Below are 556 nucleotides of genomic sequence, written 5' to 3'. Positions count from 1 at the left end.
CAAGGTCTGCGGCCAGATCCGGGTAAAGCGCTTCACTTCGCGATAAACGATAGTCTGCAGCGCGACAAGGTTGGGTTGCAGTTCCGAACTCATACCGCCACCTTCGCCAGATTTTTCTCCACCAGGGACACAAACAACTCCTCAAGGCGATTGGTTTTGTTACGCAGGCTCAGCACCTCGATGTTCTGGGTAGCCAATTGGCCAAACAGCGCGGTGATGCCCACGGCTTTGTCCACCTGGACTTCCAGGGTGTGGCTGTCCACCAGGCGATTCGGGTAGCCGATCAACTGGGGCGCAACCGTCATGTCGTTTTTCAGGTCGAGCAGGAAGGTCTCGACGTGCAACTGGCTCAGCAAATTACGCATGCTGGTGTTTTCGACAATGGTGCCGTGGTCGATGATGCCGATGTTGCGGCACAGCTGCTCAGCCTCTTCCAGGTAGTGCGTGGTGAGGATGATGGTGATGCCTTTCTGGTTCAGCTCGGTGAGAAACGTCCACATCGAACGACGCAGCTCAATGTCCACGCCCGCCGTCGGCTCGTCGAGGATCAGCAGGC

2 pseudogenes are annotated in these 556 nt (G+C 57.0%); both read right to left on the bottom strand.

The features are described 5' to 3' along the window. Positions 1–93 (bottom strand): annotated as a pseudogene (locus HX869_RS31380) (ABC transporter permease); the annotation flags it as partial. Next, a pseudogene (locus HX869_RS31375) lies at positions 90–556 on the bottom strand (ABC transporter ATP-binding protein); the annotation flags it as partial. The pseudogenes HX869_RS31380 and HX869_RS31375, both read right to left, overlap by 4 nt.

Origin of the sequence: Pseudomonas sp. P7779, assembly GCF_013386315.1 — a bacterium.
Taxonomy (GTDB): Bacteria; Pseudomonadota; Gammaproteobacteria; order Pseudomonadales; family Pseudomonadaceae; genus Aquipseudomonas.
This window is presented reverse-complemented; position numbering and strand designations above follow the sequence as displayed.